This is a genomic window from Mesorhizobium sp. AR02 (assembly GCF_024746835.1).
Lineage (GTDB): Bacteria > Pseudomonadota > Alphaproteobacteria > Rhizobiales > Rhizobiaceae > Mesorhizobium.
Genome location: NZ_CP080531.1, coordinates 6,225,407 through 6,241,685, shown reverse-complemented (window position 1 = coordinate 6,241,685; position 16,279 = coordinate 6,225,407). Strand labels below are relative to the sequence as shown.

Genomic DNA, 16,279 nt, shown 5'->3' with positions numbered 1-16,279 from the left:
TCTGGCGAAATCAGGAGAATATGATTATGGCGAGAGCAAAAGTCCTTCTGGTCGGTGAGAGCTGGATGAGCTCGGCGACCCACTACAAGGGCTTCGACCAATTCGGCAGCGTCACCTTTCATCTGGGCGCAACACCGCTCGTTGCCGCCCTGAAGGACAGCGAGTTCGATCTTGACTACATGCCGGCCCATGAGGCTGTCGAAAAGCTGCCTTTTACCATGGAGGGCCTGTCGCAATACAAGGCGATCATCCTCTCCGACATCGGCGCGAACTCGCTGCTGCTCCACCCCGATGTCTGGCTGCACGGCAAGACGGTCCCCAACCGGCTCAAGCTTCTGCGCGACTGGACGCAGGCCGGCGGCGGCCTGATCATGATCGGCGGCTACTTCTCCTTCCAGGGCATCGACGGCAAGGCCCGCTGGCATCGCACGGCGGTCGAGGATGCGCTGCCGGTGACCTGCCTGCCCAATGACGACCGGCTGGAAATTCCCGAGGGCTTTCGGCCTGAGATCATCGGGCCCAAGGATCACCCGCTCTTTGCCGGCATAGACGGCGAGTGGCCCATTCTTCTCGGCGCCAACGAGGTCATCGCCCGCGACCGGGACGATGTCGAAGTGCTGGCGCGGCTGCCGCAGGACCAAGGGGGCCATCCGCTGCTGGTCACCGGTCGCCATGGCGAGGGTCGCACCCTGGTCTGGACGTCGGACATCGGCCCGCACTGGCTGCCGAACAGTTTTGTCGAATGGCCCGGCTATGCACGCCTTTGGACCAATGTGCTGCGCTGGGTGAGCAAGACCGTTTAGCCACCCAGCCCGATCAACCGCCGGGGAGCCCGTCATGACAGCACCGTTTCTTGTGGCCAGAAACATCGCCAAGCGCTTCGGCGCGCTGACCGCGCTTGCCAATGTCGACCTGGAAATCCGCTCCGGTGAGGTGCTGGCACTGCTCGGCGACAATGGCGCGGGCAAATCGACCTTCATCAAGATCCTGGCGGGTGCCCATGCGCCGAGCGAGGGAGAACTCATCATCGAGGGCAATCCGGTCTCGTTTCATTCGCCCAAGGATGCGGCCTCATCGGGGATCGCGACGATCTTCCAGGAACTGGCGCTTTCGGAGAACCTTTCGATCGCCGAAAACGTCTTTCTCGGCCGAGAATTGAAACGCTCCATTTTGGGCATTCCGTTTCTGAAGCGCCAGGAAATGCGCCAGCGCGTCGACGGCCTTCTCAAAGAGCTCGATGCCCATATTTCCGATCCGGAAGCGCCTGTCGGCAGCCTGTCCGGCGGCCAGCGCCAGGCTGTCGCCATCTGCAGGGCGCTCAATCTGAACGCCAAACTGGTCATCATGGACGAGCCGACGGCGGCGCTTGCCGTTGCCGAGACCCGCAAGGTGCTGGCGCTGACGCGGCGGCTTGCCGCGCGCGGCTGTGCCGTCGTCCTCATCAGCCACAACATTTCCGAAGTCTTCGAGGTTGCCGACCGGATCGTGGTGTTCCGACGCGGCCGCAAGGTGGCCGAACGGCTGGCGGCCGAGACCAATCACGAGGAAGTCGTTTCGCTCATAACAGGCGCTCATCCCGACGTGCGGGCGCTCGAAAAAACAAACTGAAACGCACGTCATTTCCAGAGAGGATCAACCCAAAATGCTTTCACAACTCAAGAAAGTGCTCGCCGCATCCGCATTATCACTCGTCATTGCCACGGCAGCGCACGCCGCCGACAAGCACAAGGTCGCCTTCGTCCCGCAGCTGATCGGCATCCCCTATTTCAACGCCATGGAAGCCGGCGGCAATCGCGCCGCCAAGGATCTCGGCGTCGATTTCATCTATTCCGGCCCTGTCGACACCAATCCGGTCGACCAGTTGCAGATCGTCCAGAACCTGATCGACCAGGGTGTCGAGGCGATTTCGGTCAGCGTGCTCGATGCCTCCAGCATCGCCCCCGTTGTCGAGAGCGCCAAGGCGAAGGGCATCAAACTCTTCACCAGCGACAGCGATGCGCCCGACAGCGGCCGCGCTGTCTATGTGGCGCAAGCGACCGACGAAGGCCTCGGCACCACGATCGTCGACGAACTCGTCAAGCGCGTCGGCGAGGACGCTACGATCGGCATCGTCTCCGGCGAGGCTACGGCGTCCAATCTCAATGCCTGGATCGGCTTCATGCAGAAGGAAGCCACCGCCAAATATCCCAAGCTGAAGCTGCTCGCCCCGCAATTTGCCGGCGGCACAGCCGAGCGCGCCGCGCAAATATCAGGCGATCTCATGGCCGCCAATCCCGATATCAAGGCCATCATCGCCGTCGCATCCTCGACCTGTCCGGGCGTTGCGCAGGCCATCGAGACCGCCGGCAAGATCGGCTCCGTCATCGGCGCCGGCTATTGCAGCCCGAACACGGCGCGCTCGTACCTGAAGAGCGGCGCTTTCGGCTTCACCGTGCTGTGGGATCCCGAGCAGCTCGGCTATCTCACGGTCTGGGCCGGCAAGCAGCTGATCGACGGCAAGGCCTTCGAGGCGGAGAACAAGATCGCCGGCCTCGACAAGCCCGTCACCTATGATGCCGCCAAGGGCATCCTGCTGCTCGGGCCGCCGGCTGTCTTCACCAAGGACAATGTCGACAAGTTCAACTTCTGAGCTCTGACATGAACGCGGTGCGACAGTCTGCAAACGGTGTCTTCTCCATGAACGGACGAGAGTGGTCTCTGCTTGTCGCCTGTTTGCTGGCGATCGTCATCTTTTCTGTCGCATCGCCCCACTACGCCACCTCAGGCAATGCGGCGACAGTCTTGCGCAACAGCGTCGAACTGCTGCTGATCGGCCTTGGCATGACCTTGCTTCTGGCCATGGGCGGCATCGATGTGTCGATCGGCATCGTCATGGGGCTCGCGGCCATCGCCATCGGCCGCGTGCTCGGTGCCGATGGCAATCCGGCGCTGGCGATCATTGTCGGCCCGCTGGTCGGGGCGTTGCTGGGATGCGTCACGGCCACCGTCGTCGTCCTCGGCCGCGTTCCGGCCATCGTCGGAACGCTCGGCCTGCTCGGCGTCTACCGCACCGCCGTCTTCGTCCTGCTCGGCGGGCAATGGCTTTCCGGCCTGCCCTCGAGCCTCACCAATGTTCTAGCAACGACCGTACTCGGTGTCCCTGTCCCTGCCCTGGTGATTGCCATTGCCTATCTCATCGTCTGGCTGGCGTTGCGGCGAACGCCCTATGGGCTGCATCTGCTGGCGATCGGCAATTCGGAGGAAAAGGCGCGGCTGTCTGGCATACCGGTCATCAAGACCCGCTTCATGACCTTCCTCATCAGCGGCTTTCTGACCGGCATTGCCGCCACTTTCTATGTCGCCACCTACCGCAATGTCGAAATGACGATCGGCAGCACGCTGGCGCTCGATGCCATTGCCGCGGTCATTCTCGGCGGCACAAGCATATTGGGCGGCAAATGCAGCCTGATCGGCACCGTGCTCGGCGTGCTTCTCCTGCGCATTCTCCAAAACGGATTGCTGCTGATCGGCGTCCCCTCGCTCTGGCAGTCCGTCGTCACCGGTGTTCTCATCATCGGCGTGCTCGGTTTCGAGGCCGTCTCCAACCGGTTGCCCCTTGGCCTGATACAGCGGGCCCGCGCATGAAAACGCTCCGCAACCTGCAAGGCCCAGCCCTCACCCTGGCCCTGCTCTGCGCGCTCTGGCTGATCGTGATCGTCGGCCTGCTGGCGCTCAGGCCTTCGGTCTTCAATCTCGGCACCGTGACCACCATTCTTCAGTTCTCGACGATCCTGGCCTTGGTCGGTCTTGGCCAGGCCCTGGTCATCCTGGCCGGCGGCGCCGGCATCGACCTGTCGGTCGGCGGCGCGGTCTCGCTCTCGGCCATCCTTGCCATGCTTTGCGTCAAGCTGGGCTTGCCACCTTTCCTATTGCCGGTCGTCTGCATCCTGGCCGGAGCCTTGCTCGGCGCCTTGAACGGATGGCTGGTCAACGGGCTCGCGCTTCTGCCCTTCATTGCGACGCTGGGCACATTCTTCGTCTATTCCGGCGCGGCACTTGCCGTTACCGGCGGCGCAGCCCAGGCTGGCGTACCGTCATGGCTGCTTGTCTGGGGGCGTGGCGTCGTCATGGGCATTCCCTTGCCGTTTCTCACGCTGGCCATCCCGTGCTTCGTACTGGCCGGCCTGGTGCTGATCTCGACTGCCTGGGGACGCTGGATCTACGCCATGGGCTTCAATGAACGCTCAGCCAAACTGGTCGGCATTCCGGTCGATCGCGTGCGTTTCATTCTCTATTGCTTGAGCGGCGCGCTCGCCGGCGCTGCCGGTCTGGTTTCGCTGGCCTGGCTCGGCAGCGGCAGGCCCAATATCGGCCAGAACCTCGAACTGGAATCGCTGACCGCCGCCATGTTGGGGGGCATCGTCATCACCGGTGGGCGCGGTGGCGTCGGCGGCGTGTTCGCGGCCGTCCTGCTGCTGGTCACGCTGAAGACCGGCCTTCTGCAATTGAACATCAACACGGTTTGGCAGGTGGGGATTGTCGGCGCCCTTCTGGTTTTCGTCCTTCTCGCCGACCGACTTTCCCAACGTTGGAGATCATGATGCCGTCCAAAGAAGAGATCATTGCCGCACGCGTCGAGGCAGCCGCCGACCGCATCGTCGCAACACTGAGCGATCTCGTCGCCTTCCCCTCCATCGTGAAATCCAATCCCAAGGAGGCCGGTCCCGGTGAACGTGATTGCCAGCTCTATCTGCAAAAGCGCATCGAAGCGCTCGGCTTCACGACCGATCTCTGGGATCCGGATGGCCCGGCGCTCTACGAAAAGTACAAGGGCCGCGCCGGCGCCAACAAGGGCAGGACCTTCGAGGGCCGGCCCAATCTCGGCGGCGTCCTGAAGGGTACGGGCGGCGGACGCTCCATCATGCTGACGGGTCATATCGACGTCGTACCACCGGGTGCCGCCAGCCACTGGGCGACCGACCCGTTCCAGCCCGTTCTCAAGGACGGCTTCCTGCACGGCCGCGGCACGGTCGACATGAAAGGCGGTGTTGCCTGCATGCTGATGGCCGTCGAGATCCTCAAGGAGCTCGATATTCCCCTGTCCGGTGACATCGTCTTCACGACCGTCGTCGATGAGGAAATCGGCGGCATGGGCTCGCTCGCCATGGTCGATCGCGGCTTTCACGCCGACGCCGGCATCATGACCGAACCGACGGCAAACAGAATAGCGCCGCTCTGCCACGGCATCTTGTGGGGCAGGATCATCATCGACGGCATAGGCGGCCATGCCGAGCTCACGCCGAATGCCTGGTATTCCAGCGGCCCGGTCGATGCCGTCCAGCTTTGCCGGCAAATCCTCGACGGCATCGACATCCTTAACCGGCGCTGGATGTTCGATCCCCGGAAGAACCATCCGCTGATGGACCTGCCCAACCAGATCATCGTCACCCAGATCAATGCCGGCGAACACCCCTCCTCCATGGCAGGACGCGGCGAGATCATCATCGACGCGCAATATCTGCCGAGCGAGCATGACGAGTTCAGGCTGGGCGGCAACGTCAAACGCGAAATCGAAGAGCATATCGCCAATGTCTGCCAGGCAGACCCCTATCTGCGAAAGCACCCGGCCCGCATCGAATGGATCCTCGACGCCGACTGCGCCGAGATTCCGTCGGACAATCCGTTCGTTGGCGTCTTTCAGCAGGCGGTCGAGGAAGCCAGTCTGTCACCGATCCTCAGTGGTTTTGGCGCGCACAGCGATATCGGCCTGCCGACCGGCCTTGGCAACACGCCGACGGTCAACTTCGGTCCCGGCGATCCGGCGCAGGCGCATCAACCCAACGAGCGGGTCTCGGTGCGCGATCTCGTCGACTGCACAAAGGCGATTGCGATTGCCGTCGAGAAATGGTGCCGCTAGCTAGCAGCCAGCGGCTCACGCGGCCGATCACCCGCCAAATCGCGGCTCGGGAACGCCGGTTACGCCAAGGCCAGAAATGGCGAACAGACTGCCGCGCAGGACGCCGTCGCCGGGAAAGCGCGGCAGCGGCGGCTTGGCCATCGAGGTGACGTAGAGCGTGTCGAGCTTCGGCCCGCCGAACATAACGCTGGTGATCTTCTTCACCGGCATGTCGATGATGCGATCGACGGTGCCGTCCGGCGCATAGCGCACCAAGCGGCCGTCATAGACCAGTGCATTCCACAGATAGCCCTCTGCATCAACGGTCGAGCCATCGGCCGCACCGCCCTTGCTGGTATCGACGCGCACGAAGGTACGGCGGTTGGTGGCGGCGCCCGTGGCGATGTCGTAGTCGTAGGCCCAGATCTCGCCGGTCCAGGTGTCGGCGAAATAGAAGGTGCGGTCGTCGGGGCTCCAGCACGGACCGTTGGAGCAGATGATGCCGGAGTCGATCTTGGTGACCGAGAAATCCGGATCGAGCCGGTAGAGCCCGCCGGAAGGCCCCTCCTCCATCGTGTCCATCGAGCCGGCGAAGAAGCGGCCGCGCCGGTCGACCTTGCCGTCATTGAGACGGTTCATCGGCCTGTCCGGCTCGGGATCATGGATCAGCGTCACATCGCCAGAAGCGAAATCGAGCAGATGGAAACCACGCTGCAGCGAGACGACCGCGCCGCTGCCATCCCTGCGCAGCGCCATCGAGCCGATCTTCATCGGCACGTCCCAGGAGCGGATTTCGCGCCCGTCGGCGGTGGCGCGGAACACGCGCCCGTCGAAACTGTCGATCCAGTACAGGCGCTCCTGCTCGACGTCCCATAGCGGGCCTTCGCCCAGCGTCGTCTTCACGTCCACAACGACTTCGATCTTCATGTCATCCTCCTGTGTATTGGCATCCCGTGCAGCGATTATCGGGCTGCGTCAGAAGGCGACCTTGTCGCCGCCCTTCAGCGACAGGATCTCGCGCGCCTCGTCCGGCGTCGCCACCTCCATGCCAAGCCCCTCGATGATCTTGCGCGCCAGCACGACCTGTTCGGCGTTCGACTTGGCAAGCTTGCCCTTGCCGGCCCACAGGCTGTCCTCCAGCCCGACGCGGATGTTGCCGCCAAGGGCTGCCGATTGCGCGGCGATGCGCAGCTGGCTGGCGCCGGCGCCGAGCACCGACCAACGGAACTGGTCGCCGAACAGCCGGTCCGCGGTGCGTTTCATATGGGCGACGTCTTCGGGATGGGTGCCGATGCCGCCGAGCAGGCCGAACACCGACTGCACGAAGAACGGCGGCTTCACCAGACCACGATCGGCAAAATGGGCGAGGTTGTAGAGGTGGGCGATGTCGTAGCACTCGAACTCGAAGCGCGTGCCATTGTCGTAGCAAGTCGCCAGTATGTATTCGATGTCCTTGAACGAGTTGCGGAAAACGAGGTCGCGCGTCGCCTCCAGATGCGGCTTTTCCCAGTCGAACTTGAAGGTCTCGTATTTGTCGGCGAGGTGATAGAGCCCGAAATTGATCGAGCCCATATTGAGCGAGGCCACCTCCGGCTTGAACTGGGCAGCCGGGCGCACGCGCTCCTCGACCTTCATGTAGGGGCTGCCGCCGGTGGTGATGTTGATGGCGGCATTGGTGCCTTGCTTGACGCGCGGCAGGAAGCGGGCGAAGGCCTCCGGCGTCTGGTCGGGCTTGCCGGTTTCCGGGTCTCTTGCATGCAGATGCAGGATCGCGGCACCGGCCTCCGCCGCGGCGATCGCCTCCGAGGCGATCTGATCCGGCGTGATCGGCAGATAGGGTGACATGGTCGGTGTGTGGATCGCGCCCGTCACCGCGCAGGTGATGATGACCTTGCCTTTGGCCGCCGTTGCGCCTGATTTGCGGCTGGTTTCTGTCATTGTCCGAACTCCTGATCCGATTTCTTCTTGTGCGCCGCCAGCGCCATCAGCCGGCGATCCCGCCAGACTTGCCGGTCGCCCAGATTCTTCCTCGGCAGGCGCTTGCTGCGCTCGGCCTCGACGGTTTTCATGACCTCGCCCGCCCAGTCGACCCGGCGCAGCATCTGCGGGAAGATGTTGGAATAGATGCCCTGGTAGCGATCGACATAGTCGCGCACGCCGCCGGGCGCATTGAGGTCGATGGTCTCGAACGGCCCCATGAAGGACCAGCGCAGCGCCAACCCGTCGCGGATACCGATATCGACATCCTCGACACTGGCGTAGCCATCGGCGACAAGCCGGAAAGCCTCCTCCAGCAAGGCGCCTTGCAGCCGATTCATGATGAAGCCATCGAGCTCGCGCTTCATCACCAGCGGCGCATGGCCGGCATCTGTGAGGAAGGCGCGGGTCCTTTCCAGTGTCTCGGCTGATGTCCACGGCGCCGGCACCACCTCGGCCGCCGGAATGAGATAGGGCGGGTTGATCGGATGCACGACCAGGCAGCGGTGCCGCCCTTGCAGATGGTTGGTGAATTTCGACGGCAACAGCGCCGAGGTGGAACTGGCGATGACCGTTTGGGGGTCAGCTAGCCTATCGATCAGCGAGAACACTTCCCGCTTCACGGCAAGGTTTTCAGGTGTGTTCTCCTGGACATGGGCTGCATCGGCCAGTGCCTCCGCCAGTTCGGCCACGACGGCGATGCGGCCAAGCACGGTGTCGACGGACTGCCCGCGTAGCAGATCGTTCGCGGCGAGATCGCCCAGCACACCTTCTATGTAGTCGCGCGCGCCACCCGTCGCGGCAGGCGACTGGTCCCACATGCGCACATCATGGCCGGCGCGGGCGAAGCTGATCGCCCAGGCCCGCCCGATGAACCCGCTTCCGACAATCGCGACATTGGCCATGGGTTGGTCCTCAGAGTGTTTCGACGTTGCCGTCGACGCCGAGCGACTGGCCCGAAATGTTGATGCCCGCGTCGGACAGCAGGAATGCGACCATCGAGGCCACGTCATAGGGACTGGTCATGCGGCGCAACGAGATGTTCTGCAGATAGCGCCCGGTCATCTCCTCGTGGCTGATGCCGACCTGCTTGGCGCGTGCCGCGATAACGCCTTCGATGCGTGGCCCCTCGATGATGCCGGGCAAGATGGCGTTGACCCTGATGCCGTGCGGCCCAAGCTCCTTGGCGAGGCTCTGCGTGAAGCCGATGACGCCGAACTTGGCCGCCGAATAGGGCGTGCGGAACGCGTAGCCATGGCGCCCGGCCGCCGATGACATCGACACGATCGAGCCGCCGCCCGCCGCCTTGATCAGCGGCACAGCGCGCCGGGCGCAGAGGAACTGGCCGGTGAGACAGATGTCGATGCAGCGCCGCCAGTCGTCCGGCTCGATCTCGTCGACACCGCCGGTCGGCCCGGCAATGCCGGCATTGTTGATCAGCGCGTCGAGCCCGCCGAGTTTTTCCTTGACCGTCTCGAACAGCCGGTCGACGTCCTCGTCACGCGAGACATCCGCCTTGACCGCCGCGACCAGGTCGATCTTGCCCGGAGCTGCGGCCAGCGCCTCGTCGGAGATATCGCAGACCACGATGCGTGCGCCGAGCCGCGAAAGTGTGTCGGCAATGGCGAAGCCGATGCCGCCGGCGCCCGCCGTCACCAGCACACGCTGTCCCTTCAGCCCGGCCAGAAATTCGTCCGCCGTTTCAGGTGCTCTTGCGCTCATCGTCCTGTCCTTTTCATTGCAGCCGCCGTTCGCGCAGCGCCATGACGGCACCGAGAACGACCAGCCCGTAAAGAATTGCCCTGGTGGCGTAGGGAAGCGTGGTGCCGGCCAGCAGCATCTGCAGCGCCGTCAAAAGCAGCACGCCGCCGAGCATGCCGAGATAGTGGCCGCGCCCGCCGGTGATCAGCGCGCCACCGACCACCACGACAGCGATCGACGGCAAGAGATAATCGTCGCCCATGCCAAGGCTTGCCTGCCCGGAAAAGCCGGTCAGCATGATGCCGACGACAGCAGCACAGACGGCCGACAGCATGTAGACCAGGATCAGCGTGCGCTCGACGCCGATGCCGGACAAGCGCGCCGCGCGCAGCCCGTTGCCGATACCGTAGACCCGGCGCCCGAACGGCGTGCGTCCAAGCAGCAGCACCGCAGCAGCGACGAAGACGACCATCAGCAGAACGATCGGTGTCACGAAACCGAGCTTGGCCGTCATGAACCAGCGCAGCATCGGCGAGGAAAACCCAGCCGGCGTTCCCTGCGAATAGATGAGCGCGAAGCCCTGCAGAATGCCGTTGGTGGCGAGCGTCATGACGATCGGCGAGATGCCGAGATAGGCGATGCCGAAGCCATTGGCGAAACCGATGGCGCAGGCCATCACCAGTACGACCGGCAAGGCGTAGACCAGGGCAGCATCGGAGCCATTGACCATGCCGGCCAGGATGATGCCGGAAATGCCGATCGTCCACGGCACGGAAAGATCGAGGCCGCCGGTCAGGATGACTGTTCCCTGCCCAAGCGCCAGGACGGCGAGGAAGGACGACAGAACCAGCAGCGAGTTCCAGTAACCCGGGTTGAGGATGGCCCGGCCGAGCCAGATTTGCGTAACGACCACGATGATGAGCAGGCAGACATAGGCGGGCAACGCGTAGCGCAGCGTCTCGGCATTGCGCAGGCGGAAAGCCGGGCGCGGCGCTGCCGCACCGCGCTGGCCATGCGACGGTCCAGAAATCTTGAGCCGCCGGTCGATCGGCTCAAGCTGCGAGGGCAATATGCCGGCGCGCCAGGCTGCGATCCGGGCGCGGGCCGCACGCAACTGCACGGCAAGCACCGACGCGTGAGACAGGGATCCGGCAAGGGCCGCCAGCACCAGAATGGTGCCTTCCGCGATGGTCGAATAGTAAGCCGATACATTGAGCACCAGCAGGATGTTCACCACCATCATCAGGATATAGGCGCCGAAGACGGTGCCCACCGGACCGCCCTGCCCGCCGCCAAGGCGCGTGCCGCCGACGACGACCGCCGCGAACATCGAAAGAAGCAGCGGATTGCCGACCAGCGGGTCGCCGCTGCCCGTCTGCGCGCTGATGAACACGCCGGCAAGGCCGTAGCAGCCGCCGGCGATGACATAGACGGCAAAGCGCACCAGCACGACATTGATGCCGACGGCAGCGGCCGAATCCGGGTCGCTGCCGACGGCATAGAGTGCGGTGCCGAAACGGGTTCCCTTCAGCCAGAACCAGGCGAGCAGAACCACGCCTATGACCACCAGCGGCATCGGCAGCCAGCCGGTGATCGCGTCACCCAGATAGAAGGTGCCGAGATCGGGCGAGACGAAGCCGCCGGGCTTGTCCATCACCAGCAGCGTGACACCTTGCAGGATGAACATGGTGGACAGCGTCACCACGATGGGCTGCATGCGCAGCACCGCGATAAAGAAGCCGTTGAAGGCACCCACCGCCATGCCGACGCCGATGCCGACCGCAGTCCACAGCAAGATGCTGGCGCCCGGCGCCATCGGGTCCATGTTCGATGCCAGCACGGCATTGACCAGCGAAATCACCGCGCCGGCGGACAGGTCGAAGCCGCCCGACAGGATCACGATGGTCTGGCCAATCGCCGCCAGCGCCGAGGTCGCGCCGCCGCTCGACAGGAACGACACGTCGAAATAGGTCAGCGGCCCGGCACTGATCCAGTCGACGATGAAAAGCAGGATCGCAAGCACGGCCGCGGCGATCAGCGCGCCGCGATGACGCATCAGCGCACGGCGCAGCCCGAAACCAGCGGAAACAGCGGGGGAAACGCTGCTCATGCGGCTTCGCCGGCATGGCCGAGCGCCGGGCGCATGATGGCGGGCTCGGTGATGGCGTCGCCTTCGAGCTCGGCCGCGATGCGCCCGTCATAGAGGACCAGGACCCGGTCGCATTGGTGGACCAGTTCGGGAATCTCGGTCGAATGCAGCAGGATCGAGCCGCCGGCGGCGACGTAGTTTCGCATCATCACATAGAGCTCGTGCTTGGTGCCGACATCGATGCCGCGTGTGGGATCGAACAGAAGCAGGATCCGGCTCTGCGCCACCAGCCATTTGGCGATGGCGATCTTCTGCTGGTTGCCGCCGGAAAACGCCCCGGCCCGCGTCCACAGCGCGCGGCGGTCGACTTCGACAGTGGCGAATGCCTCCTCGACCGAACGGGTCTCGGCCGCGGCGTCGAGCAGGCCGAAGCGTGTGAAGCGCGACACCACCGGCAGCGTGGCGTTCTGGCTGCCCGACAGTTTCAGGAACAGGCCTTCGGATTTGCGGTCTTCCGGCACCAGGCCGATGGCCATGTTGGGCCGCAAGGCATCCGCCGGCGAGCCGAGCCAGACCTTGCGGCCGTCGACAAGGACGTCGCCGCAGGTGATTTCGGCCATACCGAAGCAGGCCAGGAACAGGTCCTGCTGGCCCATGCCTTGCAGTCCGGCAATGCCGAGGATCTCGCCCCGGCGCAGGTCGAAGCGCGCGCCATCGAGCTTGCGCCCGACCTTGAGGTCGCGCACCCCCAGAACCGGTGGGCCGAACGCCTGAGCGCCGTCGGGCTTGGGCGGAAAGGTCTGCTCGATGCTGCGGCCGATGATCTTCTCGATGACGTCGCCGTCCGAGACATCGGCGACCGGCGCGGTGACGATGTGACGGCCGTTCCTCAGGATCGTCAGCGTGTCGCAAAAGGCGCGCACCTCGCGCATGCGGTGGGTGATGAAGACGATGGTGGTGCCCGCCGCCTTCAGCCTGGCGATGATGTCGCCCAGCCAGTCGACATCGCGACCGGCGAGCGTCGAGGTGGGCTCGTCGAGCAGCAGGATGCGCGGCTTGCGATAGACTGCTCGCGCGATCTCGATCTTCTGGCGCACTGAAAGCTCGAGCTCGCCGACCTCGGCGTCGAGATCGACGGAAAAACCGAGTTCGTCGATGTGTCGGCGGACAGCCTTGCGCGCGGCTGCGCGGCGGATCAGACCGGAGATGCCGACGGGGGCGTAGGGTAAAAGCATGTTGTCGAGGACGGAGAGATCGCGCACCAGGGTCATCTCCTGGAACGCCGTCTGCACGCCCAGCGCATGGGCCGTGCGCGGCGCGCCATAGCCGATCTCCTTGCCGAAGACCCTGATGTGACCGGCACTCGGCCGCACCAGCCCCGACAGCAGTTTCACCAGCGTCGACTTGCCGGCGCCATTCTCACCCAGCAATGCGTGGACGCTGCCGGGCGCGATGCGGAACGACACGCCATCCAGCGCGACGGTCGCGCCGAACGCCTTGCCGATGCCGTCGATCTCGATGGCGGGGGGTTCGGAATGTTCTGTCATATCCTCGATCGCAGGCTGCGCACTTTTGGACACCACGCATCGGCGCGGATCGACGATGCGCGGACAAGACGTCAGCGCATCGTCGCGATTTGCCTTGGAGGTTCAGTTTTCCGGCTGTCCGACGAGGGCGGCGTTGAGGCCGATCTCGGGCGTCTGGTCGGAAAAGATCGAGGCGAACCAGCCGGGGTTGGAAACCAGCGACGGCTTGAAGACGTTGCACCCGGCCTTCATTTCCGCCCATGTGCCTTCATCGCACAGCTTGATCGTTTCATTGGTGACGAGCGGCAGCGGCAGGATCGTGGTCTTCGGCACATCCTTGCCTTCGATCGCCTCGACGGCAAGTTTCAGCGCCAGCGCCCCGGAATAAGGCGGCGAGGCATAGGAAATGCGCTGCGCGCCCGCCGGTGCATAGGGCGGAGCCGCCCCTTCGACTTCGGTGCCCTCAGGCAACATCTGGATGCGGCCGCCATTGGAGCCTTCGCCGGCGCAGGGCAAGAGTTCGCTGGCCTTCTTGCCGGCCTCGAGCTGCATCGAGTTCGCGGTGAAGCAGCCGACCTGCATCCACAGCCCGTTGATGTCGTTCCAGCTGCGCGTGGCGAGGATCTTGGAGAGCTCGGTGCGCGCGACCGCCTGGCTCCACATGCCGACAGCCTCGCCGACAATCTTGATGTCGGGATATTTGGCGAAGACCTCCTTGGCGGCCTTTGTGCGCTGATCGTCGACGGATGTACCGGGAACACCGGTGATGGCGATGATGTTGCCCTTGCCGTTGAGCTTTTTCACCAGCCATTCGGCGGTTACCCTGCCCGCTTCCAGCTGGTCGATATGGACATTGTAGGCACAAGGTTCGGTGATCTCGGCGTCGTAGGCGAAGACCTTCACGCCCTTGTCGCAGGCATTCTTCACGACCTGATTGAGCGCGGTCGGCGAGATCGGATAGACGACGATCGCCTCGGCGCCGCTTTGCACCATGGCGTTGATCTGCTGGATCTGGCGTTGTGCGTTGGGCCCGGCGACCTGGACCTGCAGGTCGACCTTGTCGGCAAGGCTCTTGTGAGCCGCCATGGCCTTGACCATGTTTGCCGCCTCGGCCTGCCAGTCATTGCCGATGTAGCTCATGCTGAGAAATATCTTGTGCTTTTCGGCTGCTTCGGCGCCCGACATGCCAAAGGCGCAAGCAGCCATGCCCGCCAGCAGCGCGAGCCGCCGGACTTTCAATCCGATACCCATGTGAATTCCTCCCGAAACGAACGACCGAATGCCTCCCGAGGGCACGAAACGTAGCCCTCGCCATCCGATGCCGATAATCCTAACATCATTTGATCAAAGATCAATGATGAAATAGCTTTATATCAAGGCGACGGTCGCATACGCTTGACGCCGCAGCTGGAACCCTGCATTCCGGGAACGGGTTGTGGCGCGGCCTTTGCGCGGAAAGGTTGACAGGAGATGGCCGGAGCGGCGTTCAGGAAGCCTGGTGTCGAGATCGTGCCCCTGTCCAGGGAAACCCTGCAGGACAGGGTCTATCGCCATGTCACCGAATTGATCCTCGACGGCAGCATCGTGCCCGGCGAGATGGTGACGGTGCAAAGCCTGGCCGACGCCTTCGGAGTCAGCCCGATGCCGGTCAGGGAGGCGTTGCGGCGGCTGACCGCGGCCAACGCCTTGATGGTCGTTTCAGGCCGCTCGATCGGAATTCCCGCACTCAGCCGCGCGCGCCTCGTCGATCTCAGGAATGTCCGCTTCGAGATCGAAGCGATCGCCGCCGCCTGGGCGGCCGAGCGCATCGACGACCAGGGCATCGCGCAGCTCGGCCAGCATTTGGCAGCACTCGAGCAGGCCAATGCGGCGGGAGACGTCAAATCCTATCTGCGCGCCAACTACGCCTTTCATTTCTCCATATACCGGGCGGCTGGCTCCGAAAACATCCTCAACATCATCGAGAATTTGTGGCTACAGATCAGCCCCTATTTCAACATGCTGCATGATTCCGGAAACTATTCGACCGCCAACGAGCACCACCAGGCGATGTACGCGGCGCTGCGCAACCGCGACGCCGATGCCGTCCGCCAGGCGATCCGCGCCGACATCGACGCTGCCTTCGATGTCCTGGTCGACCTGCTGAAATAGGGTTACGAAGCCGGCTAAAATAAGTGCGTGCCTCCGCTCATATTCTCCTCGAGCGCGGTCCGGAATTCCCGCTCGAACGCCTGCTGCAACATGGACGAGACCTGAGCCCTGTTTCTGACCATGTAGATGTGGCAGAGAAGATCGGGGCTGAAGGGCCGTATCGTCAATTTGCCTGCCCATCGAGCCGCCGAGAACGGGTCGACGATCGACACGCCCAGCCCCTGTGCGACCAGCGCGCATGCCGTATCGGCGAACGGTGTTTCGAAACGGTAGCCGACGGCAACCCCAGCGTCATCCAGGGCGCGCTCGATATCCTGCCGGGTGCGGTCCTCGCGGCCAAGCGCGATGAATTCCTGACCTTCAAGCTGGGCTGCGAAGATCACGCCGTCATTGGCGAATGCATGGTCGAGCGGCGCCACGCAGACGCATTCGGTCTGGAAAATCAGATCGCAGGCGATTGCCGGATCCACCACCGGCATCTGAACGAGGCCGATGTCGATCTCCTTGTTTGCCGTCAATTCCGCGATCCGCAGCGAAGCCGCCGGAAAGATGCTCATGCGCGCCTTCGGATGATGCCCGGCAAATGATTTCAGGAAACGCGGCAAGACGATGCTGGCAAGCGCCGGATAGACACCGATCATCAGTCGCCCGGCTTCCAGTTGCCTGATATCTCCAGCCAGGCGCCGTATCCTTGCCATTCCCTTGACGATCCGCCCGACCTCTTCGTTGAGAAGCATGGCTTCCGCCGTCGGAACGAGACGTCCCGCCCGACGAATGAAGAGCGGGATTTTCAACGCATGTTCCAGGTTCGAAATATGCGCGCTGACCGAAGGCTGGGCGATATGCAGCAGCTCGCTCGCGCCGGTGACCGTTCCTGCCTCCATGACCGCCCGGAATGCTTCAAGCTGCTTGTAGTTCATCAGCCATCCCCAAGGCGGTCCGAATAGGCAAATCCTATAG

At 63.7% G+C, this 16,279-nt stretch carries 15 protein-coding genes; 7 read left to right on the top strand and 8 right to left on the bottom strand.

What is annotated here, in order from left to right; translation table 11 throughout:
• Positions 1-26: 26 nt before the first annotated feature.
• The 6 genes from DBIPINDM_RS34455 to DBIPINDM_RS34430 are packed head-to-tail and all read left to right on the top strand — an operon-like array spanning position 27 to position 5,896.
• Positions 27-803, top strand: a complete 777-nt coding sequence (locus DBIPINDM_RS34455; RefSeq protein ID WP_258583394.1) for a glutamine amidotransferase — start codon at positions 27-29, stop codon at positions 801-803.
• A gap of 34 nt (positions 804-837) precedes the next feature.
• Entirely contained in the window at positions 838-1,608 is a 771-nt protein-coding gene (locus DBIPINDM_RS34450) for an ATP-binding cassette domain-containing protein (protein WP_258583393.1), read from the top strand.
• Positions 1,609-1,642: 34 nt separating this feature from the next.
• Positions 1,643-2,629: an autoinducer 2 ABC transporter substrate-binding protein gene (locus DBIPINDM_RS34445; protein ID WP_258583391.1), complete on the top strand. Its 987-nt coding sequence runs from the start codon at positions 1,643-1,645 to the stop codon at positions 2,627-2,629.
• 47 nt (positions 2,630-2,676) lie between these two features.
• Positions 2,677-3,624 carry an ABC transporter permease gene (locus tag DBIPINDM_RS34440; protein WP_258583389.1) on the top strand — a complete coding sequence of 316 codons (948 nt, stop codon included), beginning with the start codon at positions 2,677-2,679 and terminating at the stop codon, positions 3,622-3,624.
• The gene (locus DBIPINDM_RS34435; protein WP_258583388.1) at positions 3,621-4,580 is read left to right on the top strand and encodes an ABC transporter permease; all 960 of its coding nucleotides are present in this window, start codon (positions 3,621-3,623) and stop codon (positions 4,578-4,580) included. Before DBIPINDM_RS34440 ends, DBIPINDM_RS34435 begins: the two co-directional genes overlap by 4 nt.
• Complete coding sequence (locus tag DBIPINDM_RS34430; RefSeq protein ID WP_258583386.1) at positions 4,580-5,896, top strand: M20 family metallopeptidase; 1,317 nt, start codon at positions 4,580-4,582, stop codon at positions 5,894-5,896. The genes DBIPINDM_RS34435 and DBIPINDM_RS34430 overlap by 1 nt, the downstream gene beginning before the upstream one ends.
• Before the next feature lie 27 nt (positions 5,897-5,923).
• On the opposite strand, the gene DBIPINDM_RS34425 is transcribed toward DBIPINDM_RS34430, so the two are convergent.
• The 7 genes from DBIPINDM_RS34425 to DBIPINDM_RS34395 all read right to left on the bottom strand — a co-directional run bounded on the left by DBIPINDM_RS34425 (position 5,924) and on the right by DBIPINDM_RS34395 (position 14,419).
• The gene (locus tag DBIPINDM_RS34425; protein ID WP_258583385.1) at positions 5,924-6,802 is read right to left on the bottom strand and encodes an SMP-30/gluconolactonase/LRE family protein; all 879 of its coding nucleotides are present in this window, start codon (positions 6,800-6,802) and stop codon (positions 5,924-5,926) included.
• Positions 6,803-6,850: 48 nt separating this feature from the next.
• Positions 6,851-7,813 carry a 3-keto-5-aminohexanoate cleavage protein gene (locus DBIPINDM_RS34420; RefSeq protein WP_258583384.1) on the bottom strand — a complete coding sequence of 321 codons (963 nt, stop codon included), beginning with the start codon at positions 7,811-7,813 and terminating at the stop codon, positions 6,851-6,853.
• A complete protein-coding gene (locus DBIPINDM_RS34415; RefSeq protein WP_258583383.1) occupies positions 7,810-8,757 on the bottom strand; it encodes a 3-hydroxyacyl-CoA dehydrogenase in 948 nt (315 codons plus the stop codon). The genes DBIPINDM_RS34420 and DBIPINDM_RS34415 overlap by 4 nt, the downstream gene beginning before the upstream one ends.
• Positions 8,758-8,767: 10 nt before the next feature.
• A complete protein-coding gene (locus DBIPINDM_RS34410; RefSeq protein ID WP_258583382.1) occupies positions 8,768-9,574 on the bottom strand; it encodes an SDR family oxidoreductase in 807 nt (268 codons plus the stop codon).
• A gap of 13 nt (positions 9,575-9,587) precedes the next feature.
• Complete coding sequence (locus tag DBIPINDM_RS34405) at positions 9,588-11,663, bottom strand: ABC transporter permease subunit (RefSeq protein ID WP_258583381.1); 2,076 nt, start codon at positions 11,661-11,663, stop codon at positions 9,588-9,590.
• Positions 11,660-13,189 carry a sugar ABC transporter ATP-binding protein gene (locus DBIPINDM_RS34400; protein WP_258583380.1) on the bottom strand — a complete coding sequence of 510 codons (1,530 nt, stop codon included), beginning with the start codon at positions 13,187-13,189 and terminating at the stop codon, positions 11,660-11,662. Before DBIPINDM_RS34400 ends, DBIPINDM_RS34405 begins: the two co-directional genes overlap by 4 nt.
• 102 nt (positions 13,190-13,291) lie before the next feature.
• Complete coding sequence (locus DBIPINDM_RS34395; protein ID WP_258583379.1) at positions 13,292-14,419, bottom strand: sugar ABC transporter substrate-binding protein; 1,128 nt, start codon at positions 14,417-14,419, stop codon at positions 13,292-13,294.
• A 219-nt stretch (positions 14,420-14,638) separates the two neighbouring features.
• On the opposite strand from DBIPINDM_RS34395, the gene DBIPINDM_RS34390 reads away from it, so the two are divergent.
• Positions 14,639-15,319 carry a GntR family transcriptional regulator gene (locus DBIPINDM_RS34390; RefSeq protein ID WP_258583378.1) on the top strand — a complete coding sequence of 227 codons (681 nt, stop codon included), beginning with the start codon at positions 14,639-14,641 and terminating at the stop codon, positions 15,317-15,319.
• Between the two features lie 14 nt (positions 15,320-15,333).
• On the opposite strand, the gene DBIPINDM_RS34385 is transcribed toward DBIPINDM_RS34390, so the two are convergent.
• The gene (locus DBIPINDM_RS34385; RefSeq protein ID WP_258583377.1) at positions 15,334-16,239 is read right to left on the bottom strand and encodes a LysR substrate-binding domain-containing protein; all 906 of its coding nucleotides are present in this window, start codon (positions 16,237-16,239) and stop codon (positions 15,334-15,336) included.
• Positions 16,240-16,279: the final 40 nt, after the last annotated feature.